Annotated in this window: 23 protein-coding genes; 10 read left to right on the forward strand and 13 right to left on the reverse strand. The window is 70.5% G+C overall.

Translation table 11 applies throughout. The annotated features are described in order from the left end of the window. Positions 1 to 122: 122 nt before the first annotated feature. Genes CA12_RS21715 through CA12_RS00285 form a run of 4 tightly spaced genes read right to left on the reverse strand, consistent with a single transcriptional unit; the run spans position 123 to position 2,039 of the window. Entirely contained in the window at positions 123 to 461 is a 339-nt protein-coding gene (locus CA12_RS21715) for a hypothetical protein (protein WP_165700453.1), read from the reverse strand. Next, positions 458 to 1,045: a hypothetical protein gene (locus CA12_RS00275; protein WP_145356605.1), complete on the reverse strand. Its 588-nt coding sequence runs from the start codon at positions 1,043 to 1,045 to the stop codon at positions 458 to 460. Before CA12_RS00275 ends, CA12_RS21715 begins: the two co-directional genes overlap by 4 nt. Before the next feature lie 56 nt (positions 1,046 to 1,101). Continuing rightward, on the reverse strand, positions 1,102 to 1,506 hold the full coding sequence (locus CA12_RS00280; protein WP_145356606.1) for a hypothetical protein: 405 nt from the start codon (positions 1,504 to 1,506) through the stop codon (positions 1,102 to 1,104). Next, the gene (locus tag CA12_RS00285) at positions 1,506 to 2,039 is read right to left on the reverse strand and encodes an alpha/beta hydrolase family protein (protein ID WP_145356607.1); all 534 of its coding nucleotides are present in this window, start codon (positions 2,037 to 2,039) and stop codon (positions 1,506 to 1,508) included. The genes CA12_RS00280 and CA12_RS00285 overlap by 1 nt, the downstream gene beginning before the upstream one ends. 101 nt (positions 2,040 to 2,140) lie before the next feature. Here CA12_RS00285 and CA12_RS00290 point away from each other — a divergent pair, with 101 nt between their 5' ends. From CA12_RS00290 to CA12_RS00315, 6 genes are all read left to right on the forward strand, one after another. After that, entirely contained in the window at positions 2,141 to 4,264 is a 2,124-nt protein-coding gene (locus CA12_RS00290; RefSeq protein ID WP_145356608.1) for an alpha/beta hydrolase family protein, read from the forward strand. 244 nt (positions 4,265 to 4,508) lie between these two features. Continuing rightward, on the forward strand, positions 4,509 to 5,585 hold the full coding sequence (locus CA12_RS00295) for a DUF1559 domain-containing protein (RefSeq protein WP_145361203.1): 1,077 nt from the start codon (positions 4,509 to 4,511) through the stop codon (positions 5,583 to 5,585). 127 nt (positions 5,586 to 5,712) lie between these two features. Continuing rightward, positions 5,713 to 6,105, forward strand: a complete 393-nt coding sequence (locus tag CA12_RS00300) for a hypothetical protein (RefSeq protein WP_145356609.1) — start codon at positions 5,713 to 5,715, stop codon at positions 6,103 to 6,105. A 110-nt stretch (positions 6,106 to 6,215) separates the two neighbouring features. After that, positions 6,216 to 7,286: a metallophosphoesterase gene (locus CA12_RS00305; protein ID WP_242688083.1), complete on the forward strand. Its 1,071-nt coding sequence runs from the start codon at positions 6,216 to 6,218 to the stop codon at positions 7,284 to 7,286. 133 nt (positions 7,287 to 7,419) lie between these two features. Then, on the forward strand, positions 7,420 to 8,367 hold the full coding sequence (locus CA12_RS00310) for a serine O-acetyltransferase (RefSeq protein WP_145356611.1): 948 nt from the start codon (positions 7,420 to 7,422) through the stop codon (positions 8,365 to 8,367). 247 nt (positions 8,368 to 8,614) lie between these two features. Further along, a complete protein-coding gene (locus CA12_RS00315; protein WP_165700454.1) occupies positions 8,615 to 9,622 on the forward strand; it encodes a lysylphosphatidylglycerol synthase transmembrane domain-containing protein in 1,008 nt (335 codons plus the stop codon). Here CA12_RS00315 and CA12_RS00320 read toward each other — a convergent pair. From CA12_RS00320 to CA12_RS21720, 4 genes are read right to left on the reverse strand one after another with little or no spacing between them, the layout of a single operon-like run. Then, positions 9,594 to 10,217: a hypothetical protein gene (locus CA12_RS00320; protein ID WP_145356613.1), complete on the reverse strand. Its 624-nt coding sequence runs from the start codon at positions 10,215 to 10,217 to the stop codon at positions 9,594 to 9,596. The genes CA12_RS00315 and CA12_RS00320 overlap by 29 nt on opposite strands. Continuing rightward, positions 10,214 to 10,630 (reverse strand): HEPN domain-containing protein, encoded by a 417-nt coding sequence (locus CA12_RS23130; protein ID WP_145356614.1) that lies wholly within the window; start codon positions 10,628 to 10,630, stop codon positions 10,214 to 10,216. The genes CA12_RS00320 and CA12_RS23130 overlap by 4 nt, the downstream gene beginning before the upstream one ends. A gap of 4 nt (positions 10,631 to 10,634) precedes the next feature. Further along, positions 10,635 to 11,798 carry a citrate/2-methylcitrate synthase gene (locus tag CA12_RS00330; RefSeq protein ID WP_145356615.1) on the reverse strand — a complete coding sequence of 388 codons (1,164 nt, stop codon included), beginning with the start codon at positions 11,796 to 11,798 and terminating at the stop codon, positions 10,635 to 10,637. A 22-nt stretch (positions 11,799 to 11,820) separates the two neighbouring features. Continuing rightward, complete coding sequence (locus CA12_RS21720) at positions 11,821 to 11,964, reverse strand: hypothetical protein (protein ID WP_165700456.1); 144 nt, start codon at positions 11,962 to 11,964, stop codon at positions 11,821 to 11,823. Between the two features lie 602 nt (positions 11,965 to 12,566). Here CA12_RS21720 and CA12_RS00335 point away from each other — a divergent pair. Then, positions 12,567 to 14,609, forward strand: a complete 2,043-nt coding sequence (locus tag CA12_RS00335) for a sigma-70 family RNA polymerase sigma factor (RefSeq protein ID WP_207622074.1) — start codon at positions 12,567 to 12,569, stop codon at positions 14,607 to 14,609. A gap of 653 nt (positions 14,610 to 15,262) precedes the next feature. Here CA12_RS00335 and CA12_RS00345 read toward each other — a convergent pair. Further along, positions 15,263 to 15,634 (reverse strand): hypothetical protein, encoded by a 372-nt coding sequence (locus CA12_RS00345; protein WP_145356616.1) that lies wholly within the window; start codon positions 15,632 to 15,634, stop codon positions 15,263 to 15,265. Positions 15,635 to 15,793: 159 nt separating this feature from the next. On the opposite strand from CA12_RS00345, the gene CA12_RS00350 reads away from it, so the two are divergent. Next, complete coding sequence (locus CA12_RS00350; RefSeq protein ID WP_145356617.1) at positions 15,794 to 16,264, forward strand: hypothetical protein; 471 nt, start codon at positions 15,794 to 15,796, stop codon at positions 16,262 to 16,264. 109 nt (positions 16,265 to 16,373) lie between these two features. Continuing rightward, positions 16,374 to 17,084 carry an NfeD family protein gene (locus CA12_RS00355; RefSeq protein WP_145356618.1) on the forward strand — a complete coding sequence of 237 codons (711 nt, stop codon included), beginning with the start codon at positions 16,374 to 16,376 and terminating at the stop codon, positions 17,082 to 17,084. Positions 17,085 to 17,205: 121 nt separating this feature from the next. Here the strand turns inward: CA12_RS00355 and CA12_RS00360 are convergent, their stop codons facing one another. Continuing rightward, the gene (locus tag CA12_RS00360; protein ID WP_165700457.1) at positions 17,206 to 20,238 is read right to left on the reverse strand and encodes a PSD1 and planctomycete cytochrome C domain-containing protein; all 3,033 of its coding nucleotides are present in this window, start codon (positions 20,236 to 20,238) and stop codon (positions 17,206 to 17,208) included. A gap of 117 nt (positions 20,239 to 20,355) precedes the next feature. On the opposite strand from CA12_RS00360, the gene CA12_RS00365 reads away from it, so the two are divergent. After that, positions 20,356 to 21,822: a sulfatase family protein gene (locus CA12_RS00365; protein WP_145356620.1), complete on the forward strand. Its 1,467-nt coding sequence runs from the start codon at positions 20,356 to 20,358 to the stop codon at positions 21,820 to 21,822. A gap of 12 nt (positions 21,823 to 21,834) precedes the next feature. Here CA12_RS00365 and CA12_RS00370 read toward each other — a convergent pair whose 3' ends face one another. Genes CA12_RS00370 through CA12_RS21725 form a run of 3 tightly spaced genes read right to left on the reverse strand, consistent with a single transcriptional unit; the run spans position 21,835 to position 23,687 of the window. Further along, the gene (locus tag CA12_RS00370; RefSeq protein ID WP_242688084.1) at positions 21,835 to 22,533 is read right to left on the reverse strand and encodes a 7-carboxy-7-deazaguanine synthase QueE; all 699 of its coding nucleotides are present in this window, start codon (positions 22,531 to 22,533) and stop codon (positions 21,835 to 21,837) included. A 1-nt stretch (position 22,534) separates the two neighbouring features. Continuing rightward, positions 22,535 to 23,266 (reverse strand): 7-cyano-7-deazaguanine synthase QueC, encoded by a 732-nt coding sequence (gene queC / locus CA12_RS00375; protein ID WP_145356621.1) that lies wholly within the window; start codon positions 23,264 to 23,266, stop codon positions 22,535 to 22,537. Beyond that, on the reverse strand, positions 23,259 to 23,687 hold the full coding sequence (locus CA12_RS21725) for a DUF1499 domain-containing protein (RefSeq protein ID WP_242688247.1): 429 nt from the start codon (positions 23,685 to 23,687) through the stop codon (positions 23,259 to 23,261). The genes queC and CA12_RS21725 overlap by 8 nt, the downstream gene beginning before the upstream one ends. Positions 23,688 to 23,801: the final 114 nt, after the last annotated feature.

The raw sequence follows: 23,801 nt of genomic DNA on the forward strand, positions 1-23,801 counted from the left end.
CCCGGATCGAAGCCCCCCGCACTCCGCCCCCCGCCGCCGAGCACCGGCGAACGAATCGACAGAGTCCGATGGGTCGATTCGCCACGCTACCGTGCCGGCGCCGCCCGCGGAAGGGGCGGCGTTCAACGCAGTTCCTCCCGGCGGGCGCGGTACGCGGCCCGCGCCCGGTTAAACCGCCATGTCTTCCAGAACAGCCACAGGCCGCCCGCCGTCGCCACCGCGGCGACGAAGGCCGGGAGCGCGGTCCGGGCCGCGGGTTCCTCGCTCAATACCGTCCGCAGGACCCAGGCGGCAAGGTATCCCGTCCCGCTCATAAACGCCGCCCGGGCGTACGTCGGTTCGTAGCGGCTACCGGGCGCCTTCCCCGGCAGGCTCAGCCGATGGCGTTCCCGCTCCCAGCGGCGATCGAGTTCCTCCACGGAGGAGGCCCCCGCGAGGGGAGAGGCGGCTCGATCCGTCATCGGGCCTCCCCCCGCCGTTCCCCTGCGGCTTCCGAACCGCCCAGCAACTCCGCCCGCCGGCGGCGGTAGTCGCGTTCGGCGGCTTCATACCGCTGAACCCTCTCGATCCCGCCGCGCTGAGCGAGCCAAGCGAGGCACCACATCAACGCCCCCACTCCCGACGCCCACAGCAAGCCGAAGAGGAAGGCGCCCCCCTCCCCCTTCAGGGCGGCGCCGATCGCGATCGCCCCGAATGTCAGGACGGCGAGCGTTTGGAACCCGAGTGCCATGTGGGAGGCGTCCTTCGCCGTCGGCGGTCTCCGCCGGCCGAGCCGCACGGGCACGCCCAGTTCGTCCTGCATCCTCTCCCACTCCTGTTCCAACGCGTCCAGCTGCGGGCGGCGGTGGAGCGCGTCGAGCTTCGCCTCGATGCGGCCGGTCGCGGCGGCGACTTCCTCCAGCGTCTCCGTCCAGGCGGCGCTGTCCGAACGGTGCACGCTCAACCGGGCGCCGCAGTGCGTGCAGGTGACGAAGCGGGCCCGCGGCCCCACCGTCAGCGGGGCGCCGCAGCGGTCGCACAGCAGGGACTCGGCAACGGCGGACATGGCGGGCGAAGCGGCGATCGAGACGGCGACGAGCGAGGGAGACCGGGGACTCCGGTTCACTCCGGCGGGTCCGGCTCCTCCGGCTCGATCATCGACCGCAGACCGGCGTGGAACACGAACGTCAGGACCAGCGGCGTACAGGCGATCCCGGCCATGAACAGCGGGAAGCCGAACCGCACGGCCGCGGGAACCAGGTCTTCGGCCGTCGTCAGCATGCCGAACGCCAAGCCGGCCGCCAGCAGCCCGGGGACGGCGAACGTGAGCGCGGCGGACCGCCCGAACAGCGTGAAGACCCGCAACGCCCGACGCCGATCCGCCCGGAGGCCGAGCGCCTCCGCCGCCCCCGGCAACGGCGCCCCGCAATGCGGACAGGAGGTCGCGGCGCCTCCCGCCCCGCCGGGCAGCGGGGCGCCGCAGCGGTCGCAGATGGGGGAAGCGGCCGTGGCGGTCGAGTCGCTCATTAGTTCTCTCCCGGTTCGCCCCGCTCGAGTTCCAGTTCCGCCCGGCGGCGGCGGTAGCGGCGTTCCGCCTCCCGCCACTTGGCGGCCTTCGCGAACTGGTTCGCCGCCGTGAACAGGCCGACGCCGGCGAACAGCGCCGGGAACCCCAGCTTGACGATCGTCGGGAAGCCCGCGCCGGCGGACATCGTCGCCGCGAAGACCGCCCCCATCACGCCCACGGTCAGCACGATCACGCCGCCGACCGCGCTCGGTTCGCTCTCCCGCCCGCCCTTGCCCCGCACCATCAGCGATTGGCGGGTGCGGTCCCACTCGCGGTCCAGGTCGGCCCGTTCGGTGCGACGGTCCAGGCGTTCGACTTTCGCTTCGAGCTGCTCGGTCCGCTCCGTTAGTTCCGTCCACGCGGCGCTTTCGGAGCGTTCCACCCGCAGCGACGACCCGCAGTGCCGGCAGGTGACGAACTTCGCCTCCCCGCCGACCTGCAACGGGGCGCCGCAGCGGCGGCAGAGCAGCGTTTCGAGGGCGACTTCGGACACGGGCGGGACGTTCCGGGCGGAACTGCAATCGGACAATCGGGCGTTCACAATAACGGCCGGTCCGCTTCGACGGCTCACCAGCGCTCCCCAAAAGGTTCGTCATGCCCGCTCGCCTCTCCCGTCGCGCCTTCTCCCGCACCGTCGCCGGCACGACCGCCGGGGTCTTGTTCGTCGGCACGCGGCCGTCCGCCGCCGCCGCGGCCGAGCCGCTGGGGCCGGTCTATCCGCGGATGATGCAGGAGTACTTCGAGGCGAAGCTGCCCGCCCACGCGGCCCGGATTAAAGAGGAGATCGCCGCCGTCCAGTCTGCTCAGAATGGCCCGGCCGCCGCCGCGGAGCATGCGAAGGACGTGCGGGGCCGGCTGGCGAAGTGTTTCGGTCCCAAGCCGGAACGCACCCCGCTGAACGCCCGCACGACCAAGACGCTGGAGCGGGACGGTTACCGGGTCGAACTGATCACCTACGAGAGCCGCCCCGGCCTGCTGGTGACGGCGGCCCTGTATCTGCCGAGCGGCGACGGCCCCCACCCCGGCGTGCTGGGCCTGTGCGGGCACGCGAACGAAGGCAAGGCGTATCCGCTGTATCAGGCGTTCGGCGTGGAACTGGCGAAGGCCGGCTTCGCCACGCTGGTGATCGACCCGATCGGCCAGGGCGAACGGTTCCAGTGGCCGGAGCAGAAACGCCCCAGCGCGTTCGGCGGCAGCGTGGGAGAGCACAATCAGCTCGACCGCCTGATGCGGCCCCTCGGGGAGTGGTTCGGCACCTGGCGGGCGTGGGACGGCCTCCGGGGGATCGACCTGCTGGCCGAGCGGGAGGACGTCTCGATCGACCCGTTTCTCGGCGTGACCGGCAACAGCGGCGGCGGCACGCTGACCTGTCTGGTGACCGCCTGGGACGACCGCGTGACCGCCAGCGCCCCGAGTTGCTACGTCACCACGCTGGCCCGCAACCTCCGCAACGAACTGCCCGCCGACGCCGAGCAGTGCCCGCCGCGGATGCTGGAACTGGGCATGGATCACCACAGTTTCCTCGTCCCCGCCCTGCTGGGCGAGGGGCAGGACGAGATGGGTTCGGCGACGGTGCTGGCGAAGCGGGCGGACTTTTTTGACGTCCGCGGAGCCCGGGAGGCGTACGGCCGACTGGCGCAACTGGCCGCTGTCGCCGGGGCGCCGGACGCCGCGGGGATCACCGTCGCCCCCGGCGGGCACGGATTCGAGCTGCCGCTGCGGCGGGCGATGGTGGAGGCGTTCTGCCGCGCCGCCGGCCGGCCGATTCCGCCGCCGTTCGAGTTCACCGAGCCGGAGGAGCCGGAAACGCTGTTCGCTACGCCGGAGGGCTCCGTGCTGCAAGCCGGTTCGACGCCGGTGTGGGAACTGCTCCGCGGGGCGCTGCCGGACGCGCCTGTCTCCCGTCCGATCAACGCCGGCGTGATCCGCAAGGCGTTGAACCTGACGGAAACGCCGACGGAGCCCCCGCCGTACGACATCCCCGCCTGGCGCCGGGCGACCGGCCTGCCGACCCCGCAGGCGGCCCGCTTCGCCCTGCGGCCGGAGCCGCACATCACGGTGCCCGTGCTGAGATTGCAGGACGAACCGATGCAGGGTCCGCCGCCCAAACTGGACACCCCGGCCGTGCTGCTGGTCGCCCACCGCGGCGCCGACGCGGCGTTCCGGATGCCGGAGGAGCAGTCCGACCCCACCGCCAGCGCCTTCGCTCGCGTTCTGCCGCAGCGGTTCCCCGGCGCCCAGATCTACGGCTGCGACGTCCGCGGCACCGGGGCCAGCGAACCGGGCACCGTCGGCCCGAACGAGGCCCTGCGGCCCTACGGCTCCAGTTACATGTATTCCGCCTACGCCCGGATGTGGAACGAGCCGATCCTCGGCGGCCGGGTGAAGGACGCGCTGAGCGCCTGGGCGTTCGTCGCCGACGCCCACAGCGGCGACCTGCACCTGTGCGGCGACCGCTGGGGGGCGATCCCCGCGGTCCTCGCCGCGGCGCTGCTGCTGGAGAGCGGCCGCAAACCGGCGTCGGTCACCCTCTCCGGCCTCCCGGCCTCCTGGCGGGCGTTGGTAGAGGACGAACGGGCCGACTGGCCCTACGCCCTGCTGCCGTTCGGCGTGCTGGCCCACTTCGACCTGCCCGACGTGCTGAGCCGATTGAAGCAGGAACTGGGCGACGGCCTGACGCTCGAAAACCCCGCCGGCCCGCAGGGCATGGCGGCGTAGCGGCCGCGCAAGGCGGCGGTTCTGGCGAAGAAACGGGCGCCTCGGCGCCAGGAGAGCGCCCCCGGACTGTTGCCCGCCGATCCACTCACAGGATCTTCACGCAACATCCACGGCGAACAAGCATTGGGATGGGACTGTTTGGACCCGAGAGAACGCCCCGCGGAGCCTCCCGCGGCGAGCGATTCGCTCGGCGGAGGGCGTCGGGGTTCGACGCTCTCGTTCCTCCCCCATTCTTTGATCGTCCGTGCAACACGCTACCTCTTCGTCGCCCCGCGTCCGGCGTCAACGGCGTCTCGGCTTCACCCTGATCGAACTGCTGGTGGTGATCGCGATCATCGCTGTGCTGGTCAGCCTGCTCTTGCCGGCCGTCCAGCAGGCCCGCGAGGCCGCCCGGCGGTCGCAGTGCCAGAATAACCTGAAGCAGATCGGTCTGGCGCTTCATAACCACCACGGCATTCACAAGTCGTTCCCCCCGGGCGTCTCCGTTTCCACGAACGGAGGGGCGACGCAACATTGGAACCTGGGCGGCTCGCAGGCCGGCAGCCACCACGGTCCGAACTGGGCCGCCAATCTCCTGGCGGAACTCGACCAGAGCGCGTTGAACGACATCCTCAAGGACTGCGTCAAGAAGGACAGGAACCCGTGCGACGGCTGCGAACTGCCCAGCTACAACGGCGGCCGAACCGACCGCGGGCGCCTCAGCGTGTTCACGCCCGCCGCTCTGATCTGCCCCAGCGCCCCGGACGCGGACCAGCTCTTCGGCCAGTGGGAACTCGACGAACTGTCGAAGGGCAACTACGGGGCGAACTACGGCACGGACGACCTGTACTCCCACCGGTCGAAGGCGACCGCCGGCGTGTTCGGCCTTAACGAACACAGCATCAGTTTCAGCGGCGGTCCGAAAGAGCAGTGGGGCCGCGGCATGGGCACGCGGATCGCGGAGGTGAAAGACGGCACCACCAACACCGTGGCGGTCAGCGAACTGCTGACGGTCGACTCCGGCAAAGACGGCCGCGGCGTGTGGTTCGCCGGTTGGATGGGCGCCGCCGCCTTCACCGCCCACGACGCCCCGAACTCCCCCGGCACCGACGTCGTCCCCTACTGCGACGACAGCGGCCTGAAGCCGAACGACCCCATGCTCTGCGAGGAGAACCACGACGACCAGTACAACTGGGCCGCGGCTCGCAGCGACCACTCCGGCGGCGTCAACGCCGCCATGGCCGACGGCAGCGTCCAGTTCATCTCCGAAACCATCTCGCTGGAGACGTGGCAGGCAATCTGCACCCGCGCCGGCGGCGAGGTCGTCGACGAGGCGTTCTGAGACCGGATTCACTTCGATTGCGGTCCTGAGCCCCCCCGTCGCGGAGCCCGGATTTTCGCCTGAAAGTCCGGGCTTCATTCACTTTCATCCACGCCCTTTTAACTTTCGAATCTTGTTGACCGTTCCAATGCAATTTCCGCGGCGTCTTGCGATCCTGCTGTGCGTCGTCTCCACCGGTCTGCTGGGTTGCGACGAGCCGGATCCGCTGGCCCCCGCTGAACGCACGCCCGACGGCGACGTGCGGGGCCTGATCGACTCGATCCCTGACCTCGCCGGGGACGCCAAGAGCTTCGGCGAGCACTTCGTCGGGGGGAAGTTGCCGGAGGGGGCCTCCGCAAAAGACTACTTCTACCTGCGGACCGAAACGCAATCCGTCGAGGTCACCGGCGATCGCGCGACCGCCCAGGTAGCCGTCGGTCTGTCGGAGCAGTTTGAGGCCGAAGCCGGTCCGCCGCCCGTCGAATGGGTCCTGGTCAAACAGGGCGACACGTGGCTGCTGGAATCGGCCCCGCTGCCCTGAGCCGCCCGCGTTTCATTACCCTGAGCCCCACGGCTCCTGCGAGCCGTCGCCGACCCCGGCGACGGCTCGCCGTCGTCTCCGCGTCGTTCCACGTCCTTCGAAGAGCTCTCGTGCCGCACCGCCTGCATCGCCGCGATCTACTGAAAACCTCCGCCGCCTGGGCGCTCGCCCCGGCCGTGTTGGGATGGGACTTGGCCCGGGCGGCCGATCCGTACGCCGACGCGAAGTTCGTCGACGGCGAACCGCCGGCGATCGCGGACGGCTCGTTCACGATCGCCGTGCTGCCGGACACGCAGATCTACTGCCAGAGCCATCCGGAACAGTTCCTCGCCCAGACGGAGTGGATCGTCCAGAACCGCCTCGCCCGTAACGTCGCCTGCGTGCTGCACCTGGGCGACATCACCAACCACAATACGCCGGAGCAGTGGGAGGTCGCCGTGCAGGCGATGGACACACTGGACGGCGAGGTCCCCTACTTCCTCGTCCCCGGCAACCACGATTACAGCGAGGGCGGCCGGGCGACGGACCGCACTACGCGTCTGAACGACTATTTCCCGGTCGCCAAGTTCCGCGGCCTGCCCACGTTCGGCGGGACGTACGACCGGGAGCCGGACCGCATGGAGAACAGTTTTCACACCTTCGAAGCCGGGGGGCGGAAGCTTCTCGTGCTCGGCCTGGAGTTCGGCCCCCGCAAGGACGTGATTCGCTGGGCGAACGAGGTGGTCGCCGCCCACGCGGAGTTGCCGGCGATCCTCGTCACCCACGCCTATATGTACTTCGACGAGACCCGCTACGACTGGGGAAAGTACGGCCCGGAGCAGCGCTGGAATCCCCACGGCTACGGCGTGGCGCAGACGACCGACGACGACGTGACGGACGGGCAGGAGTTGTGGGACGCCCTCGTCTCCAAGCACGGCAACTTCGTGATGACGCTCAACGGCCACGTCTTGAACGACGGTCTCGCCCGGCTGACTTCACAGGACGACGCCGGCCGCGACGTGCACCAGACGCTGGTCAATTTCCAGTTGAAGCCCAACGGCGGCGACGGCTGGCTCCGCCTGATCGAATGCCGCCCCGACGGCACGACGGCCGTGATCCACGACTACTCCCCAACGCGGAACCAGTGGAACGCCTCGGCCCAGAACCGATTCGATCTGAATCTGGCCCCGGTCGCCGGGTGAGCGCTCCCGCCGCGGGGCGGCGGATCGGGTGAAGCCTTCCCGGCAGCGGGCCGATAACGATTCTGACGGTGTGTCCGGTCGCAGGGCCGGCGTACACTCCGGCCGTCGTTCGCCCCCTCCGCTCCCCGGTTCGATGTCCGCCGACTTCCGCCTCAAGGAGGACCTGCCGGAGCTGACCGACCGGATCGTGGCCAGCTACCACGATCTCGGCGTCGGCCACCACCTCGGGCACTGCCCGCTGCCGAACACCGCGGAGGTCTGCGCGATCGCCCGGGACCTCAAGGGCGTGCTGTTCCCGGGCTACCGCACCCGGCAGAACCTGCACATGGGCAACATCGGGTTCCACGTCGGCGCCCTGGTCGACAGCCTGCACGACCGCCTGACCGAACAGATCGCCCGGGCCCTGCGGCACGACTTCGTCCGCCGGGCCAAACAGGCCGATCCCGACAGCGAGCCCTGCACCAAGGAAGTCGACTTCGAAGCCGACGGCCAGCGGGTCACGATCGCCTTCCTCAACCAGATCCCGGCCCTCCGCGAACTGCTCGTGGAGGACGTGAAGGCCGCCTACGAGGGCGACCCCGCCGCGGCCAGCTACGACGAAGTCATCTTCTGCTACCCCGGCCTGGCGGCGGTCACCGCCCACCGGATCGCCCACGCCCTGCACAGCCTCGGCGTACCGCTGATCCCCCGCATGATCGCGGAGTGGAGCCACGCGGAGACCGGCATCGACATCCACCCCGGCGCCCGCATCGGCCCCGGGTTCTTCATCGACCACGGCACCGGCGTGGTGATCGGGGCCACCTGCCGGATCGCCGAGAACGTCAAGATTTATCAGGGCGTCACGCTGGGGGCGAAAAGCTTCCCCCGCGACGGCGAGGGCCGGCTGGTCCGCAACGCCAAGCGCCACCCCACGGTGGAGCGGGACGTGGTGGTCTACTCAAACGCCACCGTGCTGGGCGGGGACGTGACGCTCGGCTGCGGCGCCGTAATCGGCGCCGGGGCGACGATCACCGAATCCGTCGCCCCCGGCACGAAGGTTACCGCGGAGAAGCCCAGCCTCCGCTACCGGACGGCCGGGTGAGCGGTCGCCCGTCCCGTCACATCGCACGCCTCGAAACCGAGCCCCGACCGTCAGGGAGGGGCCGCTCTCACGGGTGCGACGCTCACGCAGACGGCGCTCACGAGTGTGTACGGTGAACCCCGCTCCTGCCCCGGCCGCACGCGAGACGCCCCCGGCGTCTGCCGTCGTAGAACGGCCCCTCCCTGACGGTCGGGGCTCGGTCGGTCCCGAATCGTCGGCCCGTCCGCCCCGCTGGCGCTTCGGGGCGGTGGTTCTGGGCCTGATCGTCTCCGCGGTCTGCCTGTGGATTGCAGTGAAGGACGTGGAGTGGGCGAAGATCCCCCCCGCCTTCGCCGCCGCGGACTACCGCACGCTGCCGTTGATCGGCCTGCTGCTGGTCGCTTTTTTCTGGACGAAAGCGGTCCGATGGGCGGCGCTGTTGCGGCCGCTCCCCCGCGACTCGAGCGAACCGTTTCGGGCGAACGCCGTGCTGCCGGCGACGCTGATCGGCTTCGCCGGCAACAACGTCCTGCCGGCCCACGCCGGAGAGTTCTTTCGCGTCGCCGTGGTGGTGAAACGCTGGAAGACGCCCGCCGCGGGGGTGCTCTCGACCGTGGTGCTCGAACGGGTGCTGGACGTCGGCGCGATTCTGGCCCTGTTCGCCGCGTCGCTACCCTTCGTGCCGGGGGCGGACGAGCAGTACGGTGGGTTCGTCTGGATCGCCGCGGGCTGCCTGGCGGTCGCGGCGGTCGGCTGCGGGGTGTTCCTCTGGAAGACCGACGCCTGCGTGCGGCTGGTCGAGAGGCTCCTCGCCGCGGTCCCGGGCCTGCCGGAGGTCGTGAGCGCCGGGGTGCCGCGGCTGCTCCATCAGGCCTCGACCGGGCTGCACGCCCTCCGTAGCGGCCGGGCGGTGGCGGGGATCGCGGCGCTCTCCCTGCTGCACTGGGCGTTGATGGGCGGAATGATCTGGCTCTGTCTGGCGGCGTTCGGTCAGCGGTTGCCGTTGGCCGCGGGGATGGTGGTGAACGGCGTGATCGCCTTCGGCGTGCTGGTCCCGGCCGCCCCGGGGTTCTTCGGCGTGGTGCAGGTCTGCTTTCGGGCCGGCACCGCCCCCTTCGGCGTGAGCGCCGCGGCGGCGTTCAGCGCGAGCGTCTACTACCAGATCACCCAATGGGTCCCGATCACCCTCGCCGGCACCGTGTGCGCCCTGCGGGCAGGCCTGTGGGGCGGGGGCGCCTCAGGCCAGCTCAGGCAGCAGACTGGGCCGCAACGGTAGGTTTCGCTTCCTCCGCGACTACTTCCTCCGCCGAACGAAAGGCCGCGAGGGCCGCTTCGGGCAAGTCTCGGAACGTGACGCGTTCCCCTCCTTCTTCGGTTACGAATCGAAGTCGCTCCGCAGTTGGGATCGAATCGAAGGTAAACGCCGCATAATGTCGGTTTTCCGGAGCCGACGGGCACGCCGCCCAGACCTCATGGGGTCCCGAGGTCGAGTGATACACGTGGCCGAGGTCGCGATCCTCTTCGCTCGAATGCGCGACGTGCGGCTCCCCGGGAGCGACCAGGGACACTTGGGCGAGTTGTGTGTAGACCTCGTCGTCCAACGTTTGGAGGAGTGGCCAGACCAGATCCCCCCGTTCGGCGCGGGATAGCCCTTCGAATTTCGGCGATTGGACGGTGACGTGGAGCGACGACCAATGTTTGCGCGTCACCCTGACCCGCGATCGATCCTGTGCGGGACGATCGAACGACTTGAGCACTCGTTCGACCGCGGCAACATCGTCGTCCAGAATAAATGGCTTGGCTACCTTCTGCCCAGCCGCCGTTCGGGCGGCGATCTCCGCCAAGCTCATCTTTTCAAGTGGAATCTTCATCGCGATCGGTTCCTGCAGAAGGCGAGTACGGACTGAGCGGACGCGACGAACCGGGCTGACTCACGCGGCGTTCCCGGCCTAGGATCATATCGAAGGGCGACCGCCCAGTCGGAGAGTTCGGCGAACGTGCGGATGATCTCGGTTGAGAATCCCGCACCGCCCGCCTGCCGATAGCGAGCCCGCAAGGCCGGTAGATCGTGCGCAGCGGCGCCGCGGAACGTCTCCAAGATCGCCCTCTCGCCGGAGGCGGGAACCGCAGCCAGCAACATCGCCTTCAATCCGCATTCCGCGGCGTAACCGGCCAGATACATTGCGCCGGCGTCACGCCCCCCTTCGGCCAAAACGCGGGCGTCTTCCAACCGCTGATCCGCGGCACGCAGAAACATCCGCACGTTCGCCGAGCCGGACGCCATCTGCTCACCCCCGCTTCGCCATCGGCGTGACCGTGCGTTCCTCGGAGCCGGTGTAGTTGGCGCTGGGGCGGATGATCTTGTTGTCGGCGAGCTGCTCCAGGATGTGGGCGCTCCACCCGGCCACGCGGCTGGCGGCGAAGATGCAGGTGAACAGCTCCTTGGGGATGCCGAGGTAGTTCATCGTGCTGGCGCTGTAGAAATCGACGTTGCAGTTCTTGCCGATCAGAGCCGTCACCTTCTCCTCCAACTGCTCGCTGATGTCGATGTAGGTCGTGTCGCCCTGCTCCTCGCCCAGACGGCGGGAGAGCTGCTTGAGGTGCTTCGCCCGAGGGTCCTCGACCTGATAGACGGCGTGGCCGAAGCCCATGAACTTGCCTTTGCGGGCCTTGACGGCCGCGATGTAGTCGTCGATGCCGGCGGGCGTGCCGATCGCCTCCAGGGCTTCGAGCACCTCGGTGTTCGCCCCGCCGTGCAGCTTGCCCTTCAGGGCGGCGACGCCGGCGGTGGTGGCGCCGTACACGTCCGGCAGCGTGGCGATGACCACCCGGCAGGCGAACGTGCTCGCGTTGAAGCCGTGCTCAGCGTGCAGGGTGAGGATCAGGTCCATCGCCCGGGTTTCGTCCCCGGTGGGGTCCGTCCCCTTAATCATGCGGACGAAGTTCTCCGCGAACGGGCGGTCCGGGCGGGGCTGGACGGCCTCTTTGCCCTGCCGGGCCCGGTGGATGGCGGCGGTCATCGTCGCCAGCTTGGCGACCAGGCGGATGCACTTGCGGTAGGCGCCTTCCGGGGAGAGGTCGTCCGCGGTGGGGTCGGCCAGGCCGGCCAGGGAGACGGCCGTCCGCAGCACCGCCATCGGGGGGGCGTCGGTCGGGGCGCTCGCGATGAACTCCGCCACCGCCGGCGACAGGGCGGCGTCCTGAGAGAGCGGGTCGTCGAAGGTGTCCAACTCTTGGGCGTTCGGCAGTTCGCCCTTGAGGAGGAGGTAGGCCACCTCTTCAAAGGTGCAGTTCACGGCCAGATCGTCGATATGGTAGCCGCGGTACAGCAGCTTGCCGACGGTCCCGTCGACCAGGCAGATCGAGCTGTCCGCCGCTTTGATGCCCTTCAAGCCCTTGCTGACGGAGGCGTCGGCTTTCGGGCCGGCGGCGCTGGTGGCGGAATCGGACATCGGGGGGCGGGCGGGGTGAGAATCACGGCTCGAAGGAATGCCCGCCGACGCTCCAGGAGGAGACCCCCGGCGGGACGAGCAGTGTAACCGCCTCGCACACCCCCACCACCGGCCACGGGTCGCCGTCCGGCTCGCGGCGAGGGGACTTGCCGCGCGACGGCGCCACCGGCGCATTCGTAAACATTTGCAGCGACCCAGGCCCGATTTTAGTGAACACGCATTCACATGTTCGCCGGCGTCGGCGAGAATGGGACTCTCCGCTCCCCGCCGAGAAGGGTTGGGGGAGAATCCTGATCTTTTTTCCGATTCGGGGGCTTTTCCCGTGCTGACCGTCGCGCGCCTCGGTAGCATCCCTCCATCGCCCGTCCGCCGGGCGGTCCGACCTGCGGAGAATAGGACTTCCCCCCGTAGCTCGGAAACGGCAGTTTTTCGCTGCCGAGCATTTCCGTCACCCCGGTTTTCCACAGGAGGTGGAATGACGACCGTGACCCCCGATTGGCATCGGAACGACCCTCGACCGGGTCGTTGTCGCTCTCTCCGGCCGCATCGCGGCCGCTGCGACCACCTCTTCTTCGGCCGCCGTGCGGCGGCCTCCTCCCCCACGGCTTCGCCGCCCGGCTGATCTGCCGGCCCGCGTCGATACGCCGTCGAGTTCTCCCCGCTTCCCGTCCCTTCGCCCTCCCGCGAACGGGCTTTCGCCCCCGGCCTGCGCCGCCCCCGCCGGCGTTCGGCCGCTCATCGTACATCATTCACCCGGGACCCCGTCCGATGCCGACCCGCAACGCCCCCGCCGCCCCGACCCTCGCCCTGGCGACGGTGGACTCCGACGCCGCCGCCCCGACCGGTCCGTCGACTCCCGGAGACTCCCCGCGACTCTCGCTGTTCGACCCTCAGAAAGAGTCGGAGGAAGTTGCGGACTCTTCTGAAGAGTCCGACGACGACAACGAGCAGGAGCCGACCGCCGCCGAGCTCGCCGAGGACGAGGCGGAAAAGCGGCCGACGCCGGGCCTCCGCTGCCCCAGCGCCCCGCCGGCCGAACGGCTGGCGAACGCGGCGCAGTTCGACGGCTCCGCCCTGTACCCCTTCGAGCCGGACCTGCAGGGCCTGCTGGATTCCGCGAAGCTGCAGGGCTACCTCACCTACGAACAGATCGACGGCTTCCTGCCGGACGAGGGCGGGGATTCGACGATGACGGATCGGCTGATCGCCGGCTGTCAGACGTTGGGCGTGGACGTCTGCGACGACCCGCACGCCCCGCCGGAGGCCGACGACTGCGTGCGGCCCAAGTCGAGCGCCGCGCAGCGGAACGGTCTGAACGCCGATTCGGACGCCCAGGCGCTCTCCAGCCGCGACCCGATCCGCATGTACCTCTCGCAGATGGGCGGCATCCCCCTGCTGAGCCGGGAGCGGGAGATCTTCCTCGCCAAGCAGATCGAGGCCAGCCGCAAGTGGTTCCGCCGGCACGCGGTCGAAAGCGACTGGATCCTCGGCAAGGCCGTCGAGATGTTCGAGAAGGTGCACGAGGGCGCCCTGCCCTTCGAGCGGACGCTGCGGATCTCCGAGACGGAGAACACCCGCAAGGACCAGATCCTCGGCCGGTTGCCGCTCAACCTGCCGACGATGAAGCGCCTGCTGGACCTGAACGCCGCGGACTTCGCCGCCCTCCGCAGCGGCTCGTTGGACGACGAGCAGCGGGTCGCCGCCGCCGACCGCATGACCGCCCGTCGCCGCAAGCTGGCCGTGCTCTGCGAGGAGTGCAGCCTGCGGACGCACCGCCTGATGCCGCTGATCGATCAGCTGACCGCGGTGTGCGACCGGATGTACGACCTGCGGAACGACATCGCCCGCTTCCGTTCCGACGAGCGCCGGGTGGCGGAAGTCGCCGCCCTGCGGCGGGAACTGGACGGCCTGATCGACGCCTGCCGCGAGAGCCCGGAGCAACTCCGCCGCCGCCTGCGTGAGGTCCGCCGCCGGATCGACCAGTGGACCACCGCGAAGCAGCGGCTCTCCCGCAGCAACCTGCGGCTGGTGGTCTCCATCGCCAAGAAGTACCGCAACCGCGGGCTCTCCTTCCTCGACCTGATCCAAGAGGGCAACGCCGGCCTGATGCGGGGCGTGGAGAAATACGAGTTCCGCCGCGGCTACAAGTTCAGCACCTACGCCACCTGGTGGATCCGCCAGGCGATCACCCGGGCCGTCGCGGACCACGCCCGCACGATCCGCATCCCGGTGCACATGTTCCAGAACATCTCCTCCCTGAAGGGGAAGGCGGAGGCGATCCGCCAGCGGACCGGCCGCGACGCCACCCCGGAGGAACTGGCCGAGGTCGCCGGGATGAGCGTGGAAGACACGGAGAAGGTCCTCCGCACCTGGAAGCACCCGGTCAGCCTGGACACGCCGGTCGGCGACAGCCAGGACAGCACCTACGGCGACTTTCTGCAGGACGACAACGAGGACGGCCCGATGGCCGGCGCCAACATGGCCCTGCTGCGGGACAAGATCGAAACCGTGCTGAAGAGCCTGACCGGCCGGGAGCGGGAGATCATCCGCATGCGGTACGGCCTGAACGAATCCGGCTACAGCTACACGCTGGAGGAGACCGGCCGGTACTTCAAAGTCACCCGGGAGCGGATCCGCCAGATCGAGTCCAAGGCGCTCCGCAAGCTCCAGCACCAGACCCGCACCCGGCACCTGGAAGGCTTCGCCACGAACGACCAGATCGAAGAACTGGCCGTCAAGCAGCGGGAGGAAGAGGCGAAGGAGAACGCCCGCCTCGCCGCCCGCGGCCGCCGCGGCAAAGCCGCGGCGTGAGAGACTTTCCCCAAAAGGTCTGGGGACGACGCGACTGGTGCATGATACGGTGAAATTGATCGCGGGGTTTTCATTCCTCGCGGTGGGAAGAGCGGGTCGCCACCCTCGGCGTGCCCGCTATCTCATGCGCCCCGCTCTATAATTGTGATGACCCACCCGAACAAGCACATCCGCGAGGCGATCGAGTACGCCGTCAGTCGCGGGTGGACGTTGAAAGAGAGCGGCAAGAGCTCCCACAACTGGGGTACACTGCTCTGCGGCTTTGGCGCCCGCGGCGGGTGTCGGGTTCCGGTTCACTCCACGCCCCGCGTGCCGGAGAACCACGCCGACAGCATCCGCCGCGTCGTCCAAATCGCGTCGGACGGCGTCTTCCCAGTGGCCCCGCCCCCATCGGATCATCATCGCGGCACCGACTGCCAGAAGCGCGGAGACCGCCACATTGGCCCCCGCCCCGTACGCGAAGAAAATTTGCCGACCGCCGGACGTCCGGTACCAGCAATCCAGCGGCCAGCCGCGGACCGTGTGATTCGGCCCTTTGAAAAGGTTTGAACCGGTTCGCGGTTCAAGGTTCGCCGCAACGCATCCCGCGACGACCGCCACGAACGCGACCGCCGGCCACTTCCAATCCGCCGGGCGGCGGAAATCGTAGAGCCTCACCCCGCCGCGGCGAAGGGCAGCGTGGCGGGGGCGCCGTCGGCGACGGGGGTCGGGCGGCGGACCGGGGCCGCTTGCGGAACGGTCGCCAGCAGGGACTTCAGGCCGGTCAGTTGGTCGGCGGGCAGTTCGACGCTGCTCTGCGGGAACCAGCCGACGGCCGGGCTGAACGACTCGTCGCTCAGGCGGATCGACACCGCCCCGCACAGTCCCGTGCGCCGCACCACCGCGGTGCGGCGGTCCTCCGTCGCCCCGGGCAGCACGCCCAACAGCACCTCGCCCGGCACGCGGGCGGAGCGGGTCGGCGCCGGGGGCACGAACGGCAGCAGCACGGGTTCGTGCGACGAGTCGTGCGTGGCGGAGGCGCTCATGCGGACGCGAACGGGCGGGGCGGGACCGGGCGGGCGGATGGGGGTGAGACTGATTCTCAACCCGTGCCGGAAGTGTCGGGCTCATTCGGGCCTCGGTCAAGCGGCTGCGGGACGGACCGGCGGCGGGATTCCGTTCCTCACGCCCCTTACACTGTCCGCATGAGCGAATCTGACGACTTGGACCCCAAGTCCGCCAAGAAGCGGGACGCCGCCGCCAAGAAGGCGGCCAAGCTGCGGCTGACCGACGCCGCCGTGACCGTCGTGCTCTGCGCCGACGCCAAGGAGGCCGGCTGCGCCTCCGCGAGCGAGATGAAGGCCAGTTGGAAGGCGTTGCGGAACCTGGCGAAGCGGTCGGAGAAGAAGGGCGTGCGGATCGCCGCGGTCAAAAGCGCCTGCGTGGACGTCTGCAAGTTCGGTCCGCTGGCCCAGGTGCATTCGGCCCGCACCGCCGCGACCGGGCACGGCGGGGGGGCGTGGTACGGCGGCTGCGATCCGGACACGCTGGAACGCATTCTCGCCGCCCACACGGAGGGCGGGCCGGAGCCGAGCGAGTGCCGCCTCGACGGCGGCGCCCTCGCCGACCCCGATGGGGTGATCGACGAACGGGCTCGGAGCGACGAGGAAGAATGACGCCCCGGGGCCGCGCCCGCGTCTCGCCGTCGCGGGGGGCGTTCGCCCGGGGCGGGAACGGGGCGTCCCGGTTGGCTCGCGGGAAGCGGTGTGGTTCAATCCGCCCACGATGAGCGCCGCCGACCCTGCCCCGCCCGCCGCCATGCCTGAAGAGTCGAAGTCGCACGCCGTGTCCGCCGCGGCGGCCCCGACGCCGCCGGCTCAGACCGTGTGCGTGGCGAACTTTAACGACGCCGCCAAAGCCGAACGGGCGGCCGCAAAGCTCGTCCGCCTCGGTCTGCCGGCCGACGAGGTCCGCACGCTGACGAACCTGCGGGAGCGCCGGGAGTTCCTGGAGGGGTACGACCACCATCGCCCCTCGATCCACACGCAGGCCGGCGTGGGCACGGCCATTTTCGGGGGCGTGGGGGCGGTGATGTTGAGCCTCGGCGTGCTGATCCTCTTCCCGGAGCCGCCGGGGATGGAGTGGTTCTTCATCGTCGCGTTCACCGCCGGCATCCTCGGCGCCTGCCTGGGCGGGGCCGTGGGCTGGTGGGTCTTTCAGCAGGCGGACGATCCGCAGCACCCGCTGAACGAGAAGGTCGCCCAGGCCGGCCCGGCGGTCGCGGTGCTGGACGGCGGCCACCTCGGCTCCGACGGACAGCCGATCCCGCTGGGCCGCATCGCCCGCGTGCTGGTCCGCGAGGGCGGCACCTGCCAGTACCTCTCCCCGGCGAATAAGGCCGACGCCCACCCCGGCGACACCCGCGGCGCCGACTTCAAAGACGTCTCCTTCGACCCCGCCCCCGAAGGCCGCCCCACCGCCGCGGCCGCTCACTGAGCGGCGCTTCCCGTAAGCCCGGAGCGCAAGCTCCGGCCGGCGAGCGGAGCGAGTACTGCGTTCGAGCGTTGCGTTGAGGAGAGGCGGACGCGGCCTCACGGCCGGAGCTTGCGCTACGGGCTCACTCCTTCGTCAGCGCCTCGTCCAAGTTGAGCACGGCCCGGGCGGCGAGCGTCCATGCGGCGAGGTCTTCGACTCCGGCCGCGTCCGCCGGGCCGTGCGTGACGGCGGCGGCGTCCAGTTCGCCGGCGTCGACCCGGGCGCGCTGAGCCGCGGCGAACCGCACGACGGCGTCCCGCTCCGCGGCGCCCGGGCGGCGGGTCAGCACGAGGCGGAACAGGCGGTCCGCCCGCTCGGACGGGTCCTTCGTTTCCTGCACGACCCGGGCGGCCAATCCGCGGGCGTATTCGAGGAACATCCCGTCGTTCAGCAGCGTGAGCGCCTGCAAGGGGGTGTTGCTGCGATCGCGGACCGCCGCGCAGCGTTCCCCGCTGGGGGCGTCGAACACGGCGTAGGCCGCGAACGGGGCGGTCCGCTTGCTGAAGGTGTACACGCTGCGGCGGAAGCGGTCCGGGCCGACCGCCGGGGTCCACTTGAAGCCCCCGTAAGCGAGGTCCGTCACGCTGGAGGGCTGCGGCGGCATCACCGGCGGGCCGCCGAGGCGTTCGACCAGCAATCCGCTGGCGGCGAGGGCGGCATCACGGACCAGTTCCGCCTCCAACCGATGCCGCGGTCCGCGGGCCAGCCGGCGGTTGTGCGGGTCGGCCGCGGCCTGCTCCGGAGTCACAGCGGAGTCCTGCCGGTAAGTGGCGCTGGTGACGATCAGCCGGTGCAGCGCCTTCACGTCCCAGGTCCCGACGCTCCCGTCCCCGCTGCCGCCGTCGCCGTCGCGGAAGCGGACGGCCAGCCAGTCGAGCAGTTCCGGGTGCGTCGGGGGCGGGGACTGCGTGCCGAAGTCGGCGGCGTCCGGCAGAAAACCGGCCCCGAAGAACGCCGTCCACGCCCGGTTGACCGCGACCCGGGCCGCCAGCGGGTTGGCGTCGCTGACCAGCCAGCGGGCCAGCGCCAGCCGATCGGTCACGGCCTCCCCGTCCGACGGGGTCAGGAAGGCCGGCACCCCGCCGTCGACGGGTTCGCGCGGGGCGGTGTATTCGCCGCGGTGGTGGCGGAAGGTCGGCCGGGGAAAGTCCGCGGGGCGTTCGGCGAAGGTCAGCGTGCGAACCGGCTCCGGCAATTTGTCCCGCAGCGCCGCGATCGGTTTGCGGGCCTCCTCCAGTTCCGGTGCCGTGCGGGCGAACAGCCGCCGCAGGTCGTCCCGCGATTCCTCCGCGGGCGGCTCGTCGGAGGCGAGGGCTGCTTCCAACCCGTGCGGCAACGGCGAGGCCAGCGGCGCCGGGTCCGCGGTGAACGCGATCCGGAACCGCCCCAGCGAGGCCGCAAAGTGCCGTTCGTGCAGCATGGAAAGGTCCAGCGTGCCGCTCGCCGGGACCGGCTCGGCGAAGGCCAGTACGAGCCGGCCCTCCACGCCGGTCGCCCCCAGCCCCCAGGCGCTGGTGGAGTCCCCGTCGATCGCCTGTCCCGCCTTGCCGCCCCGCTCAAACGCTTTGCCGACCCCCTCGGCGCTGGCGGAGGCGCCGGAGAACGCGACCGGCTGGCCGCCCCGTTCCGCCGTCACCTCGGACAGCGAGAACGTCCCCTCCCGCCCCTCATAGAACACCCGCCCCGGCCCGCCGGCGGGCAGGCGTTCGTCGGGGAGGGCTTCGATCCGCACGCCGGTGATCGGGCCGGGCAGGTCGAGGGCGTCCAGATCGAACGTCAGTGCGAACAGGTCCCGCTTCGTGATGTCGCCGGTGGAGAAGACCGAGCCGTCCGCCAGAGTTTCCAATCGGGGCGAGTTGGACTTCGCCGAGATTGGCGCCGCGATCCGCCAGTCCGTCGCGGCAGCGGCTTGTTGCTTCACCCAGTCGGCGAACGCCGTGTCGAAGGCGTCGGCGCCGCCGGGAAAACGGGTCGGCAGGGCGGCTTCGAGGGCGTCGGCCTCCGCCGTCAGGCGGGCGCGTGCGGCGTCCACCGCGGGGTCGGGCAGAGTAATCGTGAGGTTGTCCGCGTTGTTCAGCAGGGCGAACAGGCGGTAGTAGTCCGTGTGGGTGATCGGGTCGTATTTGTGCGTGTGGCACTGGGCGCACTCCGTCGAGAGCCCCAGCCAGACGACGCCGGTCACGCCCACCCGATCCACGACCGCTTCGTGCCGGAACTGAAGCGGGTCGATGCCGCCCTCCTCGTTCAGCATCGTGTTCCGGTGGAATCCGGCGGCGATCTGCCCCTCGGTCCCCGCCCCGGGCAGCAGGTCGCCGGCGAGTTGGAGCACGCTGAACTCGTCGTAGGGCAGATTGGCGTTGAGCGCCCGGATGACCCAGTCGCGGTAGGGCCAGATGGGCCGCTCGCGGTCCTTTTCGTAGCCGTTGGTGTCCGAGTAGCGGGCGAGGTCCAGCCAGCGGCGGGCCCAGCGTTCGCCGTAGCGGGGGGAGGCGAGCAGGCGGTCGACGAACCGCTCGTAGGCGCCCGGGGCGGGGTCGGCGGCGAAGGCGTCGGCCTCCGCCGGCGCGGGCGGCAGGCCGGTCAGGTCCAGGGAGACCCGCCGGGCCAGCGTCCGCCGATCCGCCGGGGCGGAACGGGACAGCCCGCGAGCGGCCAGCTGCGCATCGACGAAGGCGTCGATCGGATTCCGTGCCGGCTCCGCCCCCCCAGCCTTTGTTTCCTGAGTCTTGTCGCTCGGAATTTCCGCCGCGACCGGCGGCGCGAACGCCCAGTGCGGCTCGTAGTCGGCGCCGGCGTCGATCCAGCCCTTCAGCGCCGCGACCTCCGCGGGGTTCAGCGGCGGGCCGGCCTCCGGCGGGGGCATGACGGTGAACTCGTCGTCCGCCGCGATCCGGGCGAGGATTTCGGGGCCGGCGTCGTGGCCGGGTTCGTCCAGTCGCAGGCCGCTCGCGTTCGCCTCGGCGTCCGGGCCGTGACAGGCGAAACACCGTTTCGCCAGCAGCGGCCGGACGTCCCGCGTGAAACTGATCGTCCCCCCCGGTTCGCCGTCGCCGCTAGGCGGCGCGCCCCCCTCGATGGGTCCGGCGAACAGCGCGGCGGCGAGCAACAGCGACACGGGCATGGGCGGACGATTACCGCAGGACTTAAGAACGGATCAACGCCGGCGATTGTAGGCGACGCCGGCGGCCGCCGTTACCCTCGGCCGGCTCGCCCCGTCCTTCGGAACGCCTCCATGACGCTCGCCCCGCTGCTGTGTGCCCTGCTCGCCGGCCCCGCTGTGGGGGGCGCGCCGCCTAGCGGCGACGGCGAAGCGGGGGGGGCGAAGAAGGATCGGCCGCCGAACGTCGTCGTCATCTTCTGCGATGATCTGGGGTGGGGGGATCTGGCCTGCTTCGGGCATCCCACGATCGCGACGCCGCACCTGGACGATCTCGCCGCACGGGGGATGCGGTGGACGCAGTTTTATTGCGCCGCCCCCGTCTGCACGCCCAGCCGGGCCGGCCTGCTGACCGGCCGCATTCCGGTGCGCAGCGGCACGATGCAGAGCGACGCGAAGGGCAGCCGCCGGGTGCTGTTCCCCGACTCCGCCGGCGGCCTGCCGCCCGGCGAGGTGACGATCGCCGAAGTCCTCAAACCGCAGGGCTACGCGACCGCCTGCGTGGGCAAGTGGCACCTCGGCCACCTGCCGCAATATCTGCCGACCGCCCAGGGCTTCGATTATTACTACGGCATTCCCTACAGCAACGATATGGACCGCCTCGGCGGCGATCACCGGGTGAAGAATGCCTCCGGCTCGGAGAACTATGACGTGCCCCTGCTGCGCTCCAAGGCCGAGGGCGAGGTCGAAACGGTGGAGCGGCCGGCCGATCAAAAGACGATCACCCGCCGCTACGGCGAAGAGGCGGCCAGTTTTATTAAGGCGCACGCGGACGGACCGTTCTTCCTTTATCTCGCCCACAATATGCCGCACATCCCGCTGTTCGCCCCGGACGAGGTCCGCGGCGAGAGTCCCCGCGGGCTCTACGGGGACGTGATCACGGAGATCGATCGCTCCGTCGGCGCCGTGGTCCAGGCCGTGCGGGACGCCGGCGTGGAGGAGGACACCCAGATCTGGTTCACCAGCGACAACGGCCCCTGGCTGAGCTTCAAGCAGGACGGCGGCTCCGCCGGCCCGCTGCGGGGCGGCAAGGGCGGGACCTTCGAGGGCGGCGTGCGGGTGCCCACCATCTGCTGCCAGCCCGGCACGGTGCCGGCCGGCGTGGTGCAGCGGGGCCTCGGCAGCACGCTGGACTTCCTGCCCACCTTCGCCGCAATGGCCGGGGCCGAGTTGCCGGAGGGCGTGACGCTGGACGGCGTGGACCTCGCCCCGGCCCTCACCGGCCAATCGCCGGCGGGGGAGAGCCCGCGGACGGAGCAGTTCTATTGGCGTGAGGGGGATCTCTACGCCGTCCGCAGCGGCCCGTGGAAAGCGCACTTCATCACCCACGGCGAGTACGGGACCGGCTACGGCGTGCCGAACAAACGCGTCGAGTTGGAGACCCCGCTGCTGTACAACCTCGACGTCGACCCGGAGGAGCGATACGACCTCGCCGGGAAGCATCAGCAGATCGTCGATCAACTGACCGAGATCGCCGACGCCCACCGCGCCGCGATGACCCGCGGCGAAGACGTCACCGCCGCCCGCCTGCCGCGGGATTAGCCGCTCCGCGTCTCACACGCCGCGTCGGTCGCCCCAGCGGGCGACGTGCAGTCGCGGACCGAACCGGAACCCGCCCTCCTCTGCCAGCCGGCGGATCGCCGGGGCGAGGCGGGCGTATTCCGCCGACGTGCGGGCCTGCGGCATCAGGAAGACGCGGGAGCGATCGGCGTTGTGGTCGAGGAGCCATCGCTCGATCTCCGGCAGATCGTCCGGGCCCTCCACGACGAACTTCAGTTGAGAGTCGAACTCCGCCAGCAGCCGGGCGACAACGGCGGGAGCGTCGCGGGTGGCCTCGTGCCGGGCGGCCCGCCGGCCGGCCGGCGTGCTGTTGGACAGCTTCGGGGAGAGCGAAATGAGGTCCGCCGCGACCGGCCGGAAGACGGTGCCGGCGGTCTCGATCGTGACGTGCCGGCCGGCCTCCCGCAGCGCGTGCGTCAGCGGGACGACGCCCGGCGTCAGCAGCGGTTCGCCGCCGGTGAGGACAATGTGTTCGCAGTCCTCCGCCAAAAGACGTTCGCCCAGTTCCTCGACCGTGACCCGCTCCCCGCGTTCGGGGGCGTGGGAGGTGTAGGGCGTGTCGCACCAGACACAGCGCAGATTGCAGCCGACGGTGCGGACGAACAGGCTGTCCGTCCCGGCGAGTTCCCCCTCGCCCTGGATGCTGCGAAAGACTTCGGAAAGGCGCAGCGACGGCGCCGTGCGCGTCGTCACGTCAGGCATCGGACCGAACCGCGTACGGCGCCGGGTCCGTCGCCCCCGCCGCCTCGAAACCCGCCAGCCGCAGCCGGCAACTGTCGCAGCGCCCGCAGGCCCGGCCGTCCACCGGGTCGTAACAACTGTGCGTCAGGCCGTAATCGACGTTCAGGGACAGGCCGAGGGCGATGATCTCCGCCTTCGTCAGGTCGATCAGCGGGGCGTGCACCTGGAAACGGTCGCCCTCCACGCCGGCCTTCGTGGCGAGATTCGCCAGCGTCTCGAACGCCCGCAGGAACTCCGGCCGGCAGTCGGGATAGCCGGAGTAGTCGACGGCGTTCACGCCGACGTAAATGTCCTTCGCCCCCAACACCTCGGCCCAGCCGAGGGCGACGGACAGGAACACCGTGTTGCGGGCGGGGACGTAGGTGATGGGGATCTCCGCCGCCATCGTCGATTCGTCCCGGTCCTTGGGCACCTCAAAGTTGTCTGTGAGGGCAGACCCGCCGAACTGGGACAGGTTCAGTTCAATCACCTCCTGCCGCACCGCACCGCCGGCCTTGGCGACGCGGCGGGCGGCGTCCAGTTCGGTGCGGTGCCGCTGGCCGTAGTCGAAGGAGAGGGCGTGCGGGGCGAACCCGTCCCGCACGCAGCAGGCGAGGACGGTGGCGCTGTCCAACCCGCCGGACAGCAGCACGACCGCGGGGGCGGCCCCGCTGGGGGCCGTCGCGCTCAACGCGGTCTCACTCATCGCTCGCCCCCAGCCGCTTCAGGTAGGCGGTGCGGAGCTTGTCGACCCGGCGGCGATTCGTCCCCAAATCGCTGCGGCCGACCCGGCTGGCGCTGCGGAGGTGGATCACGCCGCCCTCGTCGTCGCGGCGGGCGAGCAGGTCGTCCGGGAACCGCAGCACGAGCGTGCGGACCACGGCGTGCAGCACCGTGCCCGTATCGGACCTCAGTTTGCCACCGAGGTCCTCACGGATCACGGCCTTCAATACGCCCCACGCCGCAGCGGGATCGCCGTGAACCGGCAGCGGCTCGACGCGGCGGGCCTCCGGGGTGCCGTCCTCGCTGCACACGCAGTTCGGCGTTTTCGGACAGACCGGCAGCGGCTCGCCGGGGGCCAGGCCGGAGACGTCGGGGACGGCGGAGGACAGCAGCGACCAGATCACGGTCTGCAAGGGTGACCGGCCGGCGGGCGGAATCAAGGCTGCGACGGCGGAGAGCCGGGCGGGCGGGTCGTGCGGGGGCGGCGGTCGGAGCGAACCCCCGCTGCCGGCGGGCGC

Source organism: Alienimonas californiensis, from assembly GCF_007743815.1.
Lineage (GTDB): Bacteria > Planctomycetota > Planctomycetia > Planctomycetales > Planctomycetaceae > Alienimonas > Alienimonas californiensis.

Coding starts and splice junctions, on each gene's coding strand:
- CA12_RS21715 (WP_165700453.1), bottom strand. CDS start 461: ATGACGGATCGAGCCGCCTCTCCCCTCGCGGGGGCCTCCTCCGTGGAG.
- CA12_RS00275 (WP_145356605.1), bottom strand. CDS start 1,045: ATGTCCGCCGTTGCCGAGTCCCTGCTGTGCGACCGCTGCGGCGCCCCG.
- CA12_RS00280 (WP_145356606.1), bottom strand. CDS start 1,506: ATGAGCGACTCGACCGCCACGGCCGCTTCCCCCATCTGCGACCGCTGC.
- CA12_RS00290 (WP_145356608.1), top strand. CDS start 2,141: ATGCCCGCTCGCCTCTCCCGTCGCGCCTTCTCCCGCACCGTCGCCGGC.
- CA12_RS00300 (WP_145356609.1), top strand. CDS start 5,713: ATGCAATTTCCGCGGCGTCTTGCGATCCTGCTGTGCGTCGTCTCCACC.
- CA12_RS00310 (WP_145356611.1), top strand. CDS start 7,420: ATGTCCGCCGACTTCCGCCTCAAGGAGGACCTGCCGGAGCTGACCGAC.
- CA12_RS00320 (WP_145356613.1), bottom strand. CDS start 10,217: ATGAAGATTCCACTTGAAAAGATGAGCTTGGCGGAGATCGCCGCCCGA.
- CA12_RS23130 (WP_145356614.1), bottom strand. CDS start 10,630: ATGGCGTCCGGCTCGGCGAACGTGCGGATGTTTCTGCGTGCCGCGGAT.
- CA12_RS00330 (WP_145356615.1), bottom strand. CDS start 11,798: ATGTCCGATTCCGCCACCAGCGCCGCCGGCCCGAAAGCCGACGCCTCC.
- CA12_RS00335 (WP_207622074.1), top strand. CDS start 12,567: ATGCCGACCCGCAACGCCCCCGCCGCCCCGACCCTCGCCCTGGCGACG.
- CA12_RS00345 (WP_145356616.1), bottom strand. CDS start 15,634: ATGAGCGCCTCCGCCACGCACGACTCGTCGCACGAACCCGTGCTGCTG.
- CA12_RS00350 (WP_145356617.1), top strand. CDS start 15,794: ATGAGCGAATCTGACGACTTGGACCCCAAGTCCGCCAAGAAGCGGGAC.
- CA12_RS00355 (WP_145356618.1), top strand. CDS start 16,374: ATGAGCGCCGCCGACCCTGCCCCGCCCGCCGCCATGCCTGAAGAGTCG.
- CA12_RS00365 (WP_145356620.1), top strand. CDS start 20,356: ATGACGCTCGCCCCGCTGCTGTGTGCCCTGCTCGCCGGCCCCGCTGTG.
- queC (WP_145356621.1), bottom strand. CDS start 23,266: ATGAGTGAGACCGCGTTGAGCGCGACGGCCCCCAGCGGGGCCGCCCCC.